This is a genomic window from Pseudolysinimonas sp. (assembly GCF_057350545.1).
On the sequence record NZ_JBMRCP010000037.1, the window covers coordinates 1 to 6,068 of the forward strand.

Sequence of the window (6,068 nt, forward strand, 5' to 3'; positions counted from 1 at the left end):
AGCCAGGTGTGGCCGTCGCGCTGCCGGAAGACCTTCACGGTGGCCTCGCCGTCGAGCATCGCGGCGACGATCTCTCCGTTCTCGGCGGACTTCTGCTGGCGTACGACGACCCAATCGCCGTCGCAGATCGCGGCGTCGATCATCGACTCGCCGACGACCTTGAGCATGAACAGGTCGCCCTTGCCGACGAGCTGACGGGGGAGAGGGAAGACCTCGTCGACCTGCTGGTCGGCGGTGATCGGGATGCCGGCGGCGATGCGCCCGACGAGCGGCACCATCGCGGCGTCGCCGACCGGGATGCTCGACTCCGAACCTTCGCCGCTCGGCAACTCGATGAGCACCTCGAGGGCGCGCGGACGGTTGGGGTCGCGCCGCAGGTAGCCGGAGAGTTCGAGCTGGTTGAGCTGGTGGGTGACGCTCGAGAGCGACGAGAGGCCGACGGCGTCGCCGATCTCGCGCATGCTCGGCGGGTAGCCACGGCTCGCGACCGAGCGCTGGATCATCTCGAGGATCGCCTGCTGCTTGTCGCTCAGCGACGTGCGCCGGCGGGTCGCCGCCGGCTCGGGATTCGAGGGGTGCTGGGGCGTGATCTCGTCCACGATTCCTCCACTGTTGCTCGGTGCCGGGTCGATGTCGGTGGTCGGTGATCGAATCATCCAGCGATCGAAACTGTATCCGGTTGAGGTCGTCTCGGCAAACATCTGTTCGAGTGTGTCGGGCGATTCTCGGGAAAACTCGCGAGATGCACTTGAACACATGTTCGATCGAATGTATGTTCGGAACACAGATTCGCCCCCGGGTCGTCGGCCCGGCCGCCGGAGGCCCGGGGGCTGATCGCCAGACCACGCACCGCCTACCGTGAGGAGCCCGTCATGACCGCAGTGAGCTACAGCACCGCCCCCGCGATGCCGCGCCTGCGCCTCACCCGTCGCGGGCGGGCCGTGCTCACGACGCTCGCCGCGCTGCCCTTCGTGGTCGCGGCGATGTTCATCGGGCTCAACGGCGGAGGGGCCGTCGCGACGAACACCACGCCCGACGCGACCTTCGAGTGGGTCACGGTCGATGCGGGGGAGTCGCTCTGGGGGCTCGCCGCCGAGATCGCGCCCGAGGAAGACCCGCGCGAGTTCGCCGCGCAGGTGGTCTCGCTCAACCAGCTCGCCTCGTCCGACGTGCGGGCCGGTCAGCGTCTCGCCATCCCCGCGCAGTACTCCGACTGATCGCTCGCGCGACCGAGAGCTCACGCGACCGAGAGCTCACGCGACTGAGAGCTCACGCGGCCTCGGTAAACTGCCGCGAGTGGCGTCCCTCTCCGATCTCCCGCTCCGCGACGACCTGAAGGGCGCCTCCCCCTACGGGGCCCCCCAAGACCCGGTGCGCTACGCGCTCAACGTCAACGAGAACACGCATCCGATTCCGGAGGCGGTCGCGCGCGACATCGTCGAGGGCCTCGCCCACGCGGTGCTCGGAGCGAACCGCTATCCCGACCGCGAGTTCAGCCAGTTGCGGGCCGCGTTCGCCGGGTACCTCGGTCACGGGCTCGCCGCGGAGAACATCTGGGCGGCCAACGGCTCGAACGAGATCATCCAGCACGTGCTGCAAGCCTTCGGTGGCCCGGGACGCCGAGTGCTCGGCTTCCCGCCCACGTACTCGATGCACCCGATCATCGCCGCCGGAACCGGCACCGAGTGGGTGACCGCCGAACGGGACGCGGGTTACGCGATCTCGCCCGAGACCGCGATCGCCGCGGTGGAACGCACCGACCCCGACCTCGTCTTCCTCTGCGCGCCGAACAACCCGACCGGCACGCCACTTCCGCTCGAGACGATCGAGGCGGTGTACGCGGCCTCCCGCGGCATCGTGTTCGTCGACGAGGCGTACGCGGAGTTCGTGCCGGCCGACATCCCGAGCGCCCTGACGCTGCTGCCAGGTCGCGCGCGCCTCCTCGTCTCGCGCACGATGAGCAAGGCGTTCGCCTTCGCCGGCGTGCGCGTCGGGTATCTCGCCGCCGACCCCGCCGTGACGGATGCCCTCCGGCTCGTCCGTCTTCCGTATCACCTGTCGGCCCTCACCCAGGCCGCCGCGCTCGCGGCGCTGCGCCACGCGCCCGAGATGCTCGCGATGGTCGACGACATCCGCGGTCAGCGCGACCGCCTCCTCACCGAGCTCGCCGCGCTCGGTTACCGCGCGCACGAGTCGTGGGCGAACTTCGTGCTCTTCGACGGCGTCGCGAACCCGCAAGCCACCTTCCGCGCCCTCCGGGAGCGCGACATCCTCATCCGCGACGTCGGCCTTCCGAACGCGCTGCGCGTGACGGCGGGAACCGAGGAGGAGACCACCTACTTCCTGAACGCGCTCGCGGAGCTCGGCCCGGGCGGCGCGCCCTAAGCTCGCACGTATGGCCTCCCGCACCGCGAAGCTGTCGCGTCAGACCAGCGAGTCGAGCATCGAGCTGAGCCTCGACCTCGACGGCACCGGCACGTCGTCGATCCACACGACGGTGCCGTTCTTCGACCACCTGCTGACGGCGTTCAGCAAGCACTCGCTCGTCGACCTCACGGTGACCGCGAGCGGCGACACCGACATCGACGTGCACCACACGGTCGAAGACACCGGGATCGTGCTCGGCCAGGCGATCAAGCAGGCTCTCGGCGACAAGTCGGGGATCGGCCGCTACGGCGACGCGCTCGTGCCGCTCGACGAGGCGCTCGCGCAAGCGGTCGTGGATGTCTCCGGCCGGCCTTACCTCGTGCACTCGGGCGAGCCGCAGGGCTTCCAGCACCACCTCATCGGCGGGCACTTCACGGGGTCGATGGTGCGGCACGTCTTCGAGGCGATCGCGTTCAACGCCGCCCTCACGATGCACATCACAGTGCTCGCCGGACGCGACCCTCACCACATCGCGGAGGCCGAGTTCAAGGCGTTCGCACGCGCGTTCCGTCGCGCCGTGGAGCCGGATGCCCGCGTGCGCGGCATCCCCTCGACCAAGGGCGCCCTGTAGTCATGCCTGCGACGAAGTCCGTGGTCGTGCTCGACTACGGTTCCGGCAACGTGCACTCGGCCGTCAAAGCGCTCGAGGTGGCAGGCGCGGACGTCGAGCTCACGGCCGACCGCCAGAGGGTGATGGAGGCCGACGGACTCCTCGTCCCCGGCGTCGGCGCCTTCGCCGCCGTCATGGCGGCGCTGAACGGCGTGCGCGGCGGCGAGCTCATCGAGCGGCGGCTCGCGGGCGGACGTCCCGTGCTCGGCATCTGCGTCGGCATGCAGGTGCTGTTCGAGCGGGGCGTCGAGCGCGGCGTCGACACCCAGGGGCTCGGCGAGTGGCCAGGCGTCGTGGACGAGCTCGAGGCCGACGTGCTGCCGCACATGGGCTGGAACACCGTGGATGCCCCCGAGGGATCGGTGCTCTTCGACGGGATCCGCGACGAGCGCTTCTACTTCGTGCACTCCTACGCCGCGCGGTCGTGGGAGCTCGACGTCTACGGCGCCTTCGCGCAGCCGGCAGTGACCTGGGCCGACCACGGCGGGCGTTTCGTCGCCGCGGCCGAGAACGGCCCGCTGTCGGCGACGCAGTTCCATCCGGAGAAGTCGGGCGCCCCCGGCATCCGGCTGCTCTCGAACTGGATTCGCTCGCTCTGACCGCGTCCGCATCGCGGTGTCGATGCTGTGGGCTACGCTTTCGACCTTGTGACCGAGTTCTCCACCGCCCCGAAGCTCACCCTCCTCCCGGCCATCGACGTGGCCGACGGCAAGGCGGTACGACTCACGCGAGGTGAAGCCGGCAGCGAGACGAGCTACGGCGACCCGATCGAAGCGGCCGAGAACTGGGCGCGGCAGGGCGCCGAGTGGATCCACCTCGTCGACCTGGATGCCGCCTTCGGCCGCGGGGGCAACCACGGCGTCATCAAGAAGGTCATCAAGAACACGCCGCGCAAGGTCAACATCGAGCTCTCGGGCGGCATCCGCGATGACGCGACCCTCGAGGCGGCGCTCGCGACCGGGGCGAAGCGCATCAACCTCGGCACCGCGGCCCTCGAGAACCCCGAGTGGGCGGCGCACGTCATCGCCGAGTACGGCGAGGCGATCGCGGTCGGGCTCGACGTGCGCGGCACGACCCTGGCGGCACGCGGCTGGACGCAGGAGGGCGGCGACCTGTGGACCGTGTTCGACCGCCTCGAGGCGGCCGGGTGCGCGCGCTACGTCGTCACCGACGTCACGAAGGACGGCACGCTCAAGGGCCCGAACCTCGAGCTGCTCGCCGCGGTCTGCTCCCGCACCGTGAAGCCCGTCATCGCGTCGGGCGGCATCGCCAACCTCGACGACATCGCCGAGCTGCGCGAGCTCGTGCCGCAGGGGCTCGAGGGAGCGATCGTCGGCAAGGCGCTCTACGCGGGGGCGTTCACGCTCGCCGAAGCGCTCGACGTCGCGGGCGACTGAGCGCGCGAGCGCCAGCATCCCGATGCACGCCGACTCCGCCGGCATCCCGTTCGAGGGCCGCGAGTTCCACGCGAATTCCGCGGCGGATGACGACGGCTCGGCCGACCCGCGCCTGATCGAGGCGGTGCTGCGTTTCCGCGCGCGCGAGCTCGGGATGCCGGAGGTCGTCGCGGCGCTCGTCGCCGCCCGGCTGCTCGTGCCGCTCGTGACCGATCGCGGCGACGAGGGGATCGGCGCGCACGGGCAGGTCGTCGACAAGACGCAGGAGCTCGCGCTCGTCACCGTCGCCGGGCCCGACGGCCGCGTCGTGCTGCCGGTGTTCTCCTCGGTCGACACGATGCGCGCGTGGAATCCCGCCGCCCGTCCCATCCCGGTATCCGCTCCGCGGGCGGCCCTCGCTGCCGCCGCCGACGGTGCCGGCGCCCTCGTGCTCGACCCGGGCTCGTCGACGGAGTTCGCGCTACGCCGTACGGGGTTCGAGGCCCTCGCGACAGGGACCCCGTTCCTGCCGTGCTTCGCCGACGAGCGCGTGCTCGAGGCGTTCCTCGCGGCGACGGCGGGGGAGTCGGCCGTCCGCGCCGTGCAACTCGCCCCCGGTGATCCCGAGGCGCGGCTGACCGGCGCCGAGCTCATCGTGCAGCTCACCCTCGACGCGGGACTCGATCGGGAGGCGCTCGACGCTCTGCTCGCCCGTCTCGGCGACGCGTGGGCGGCATCCGCGCTCATCGCGGAGCGGGTCGACTCGATCGCGATCCGCCTCGAGAGCCTGCCCGCTTAGTTGCACATTGCTTCCGGAAGACGGAGCAATGTGCAACTAACCCGACAAAACCCTCGGCTCAGTTCACCGGTCCGGTGTACTTCTCGCCGGGGCCCTTGCCGATCTCGTCGGGCACGGGGGAGGCTTCGCGGAAGGCGAGCTGCACCGAGCGGAGGCCGTCGCGCAGGGCGCGGGCGTGATGATCGCCGAGGTGCGGGGCGGCGGCCGTGACGAGGCCGGCGAGGGCGTCGATGAGCTTGCGCGCCTCGTCGAGGTCGGCCTTCGCGTCGGGCTCGTCGGCGAGTCCGCACTGCACCGCCGCGGCGGAGAGCAGATGCACGGCGACGGTGTTGATGACCTCGACGGCCGGCACCTCCGAGATGTCCCGGATCTCGGGGCTGACGGTCTCCTCGCTCACGCGCACATCCTCTGTTACTCTTATGCGGGCCTCCGGAGTGATTCCGGATGTCAACGAAGCGGAGAATCCTCCCACCCGTCGGCTGCAACGCTACCGGGTCCAGTTTCACTCCGCCGGACCGCGAGGGCCGGTAGCCAGGGTGAGAGCGGTACACGTTCGACGAGAACGATGCCGAGTGGATGCTTCCTTCGTGTTCTGAAACGAAAGGAACCCACACATCAGCGATCCCAGAACGAACGACCGGATCCGCGTTCCCCAGGTGCGCCTGGTGGGCCCCGCGGGTGAGCAGGTCGGCGTCGTGCGCATCGAAGACGCCCTGCGTCTCGCGCAGGAGGCCGAACTCGACCTGGTCGAGGTTGCCCCGAACTCCGTCCCGCCCGTGGTGAAGATCATGGACTACGGCAAGTTCAAGTACGAGCAGGCCCAGAAGCTCAAGGAAGCTCGACGCAACCAGGCGAA

Annotated in this window: 9 protein-coding genes; 7 read left to right on the forward strand and 2 right to left on the reverse strand. The window is 70.2% G+C overall.

The genetic code is table 11. The annotated features are described in order from the left end of the window. On the reverse strand, positions 1-599 hold a 599-nt coding region (gene lexA, locus ACO1X9_RS05120), incomplete at its 3' end, for a transcriptional repressor LexA (RefSeq protein ID WP_486349751.1). A gap of 273 nt (positions 600-872) precedes the next feature. On the opposite strand from lexA, the gene ACO1X9_RS05125 reads away from it, so the two are divergent. From ACO1X9_RS05125 to ACO1X9_RS05150, 6 genes are all read left to right on the forward strand, one after another. Next, positions 873-1,217: a LysM peptidoglycan-binding domain-containing protein gene (locus tag ACO1X9_RS05125; protein ID WP_486349752.1), complete on the forward strand. Its 345-nt coding sequence runs from the start codon at positions 873-875 to the stop codon at positions 1,215-1,217. Positions 1,218-1,296: 79 nt separating this feature from the next. Next, positions 1,297-2,385 carry a histidinol-phosphate transaminase gene (locus ACO1X9_RS05130; RefSeq protein WP_486349753.1) on the forward strand — a complete coding sequence of 363 codons (1,089 nt, stop codon included), beginning with the start codon at positions 1,297-1,299 and terminating at the stop codon, positions 2,383-2,385. 10 nt (positions 2,386-2,395) lie between these two features. Further along, positions 2,396-2,998, forward strand: coding sequence for an imidazoleglycerol-phosphate dehydratase HisB (gene hisB / locus ACO1X9_RS05135; protein ID WP_486349754.1), 603 nt, complete (start codon positions 2,396-2,398; stop codon positions 2,996-2,998). A gap of 2 nt (positions 2,999-3,000) precedes the next feature. Next, a complete protein-coding gene (gene hisH, locus ACO1X9_RS05140; RefSeq protein ID WP_486349755.1) occupies positions 3,001-3,636 on the forward strand; it encodes an imidazole glycerol phosphate synthase subunit HisH in 636 nt (211 codons plus the stop codon). A gap of 48 nt (positions 3,637-3,684) precedes the next feature. After that, the gene (gene priA / locus ACO1X9_RS05145; RefSeq protein WP_486349756.1) at positions 3,685-4,434 is read left to right on the forward strand and encodes a bifunctional 1-(5-phosphoribosyl)-5-((5-phosphoribosylamino)methylideneamino)imidazole-4-carboxamide isomerase/phosphoribosylanthranilate isomerase PriA; all 750 of its coding nucleotides are present in this window, start codon (positions 3,685-3,687) and stop codon (positions 4,432-4,434) included. A gap of 22 nt (positions 4,435-4,456) precedes the next feature. Beyond that, positions 4,457-5,212: an SseB family protein gene (locus ACO1X9_RS05150; protein WP_486349757.1), complete on the forward strand. Its 756-nt coding sequence runs from the start codon at positions 4,457-4,459 to the stop codon at positions 5,210-5,212. 58 nt (positions 5,213-5,270) lie between these two features. Here ACO1X9_RS05150 and ACO1X9_RS05155 read toward each other — a convergent pair whose 3' ends face one another. Beyond that, on the reverse strand, positions 5,271-5,633 hold the full coding sequence (locus ACO1X9_RS05155) for a DUF1844 domain-containing protein (protein ID WP_486349758.1): 363 nt from the start codon (positions 5,631-5,633) through the stop codon (positions 5,271-5,273). 193 nt (positions 5,634-5,826) lie between these two features. Between ACO1X9_RS05155 and infC the strand changes: the two genes are divergently transcribed. Beyond that, the coding region (gene infC, locus ACO1X9_RS05160; RefSeq protein WP_486349759.1) for a translation initiation factor IF-3 at positions 5,827-6,068 on the forward strand (242 nt) is incomplete at its 3' end.

What these genes read in the sequence shown, in the direction of transcription:
- ACO1X9_RS05125 (WP_486349752.1), top strand. Translation starts at nt 873, where the DNA reads ATGACCGCAGTGAGCTACAGCACCGCCCCCGCGATGCCGCGCCTGCGC.
- hisB (WP_486349754.1), top strand. Translation starts at nt 2,396, where the DNA reads ATGGCCTCCCGCACCGCGAAGCTGTCGCGTCAGACCAGCGAGTCGAGC.
- hisH (WP_486349755.1), top strand. Translation starts at nt 3,001, where the DNA reads ATGCCTGCGACGAAGTCCGTGGTCGTGCTCGACTACGGTTCCGGCAAC.
- ACO1X9_RS05150 (WP_486349757.1), top strand. Translation starts at nt 4,457, where the DNA reads ATGCACGCCGACTCCGCCGGCATCCCGTTCGAGGGCCGCGAGTTCCAC.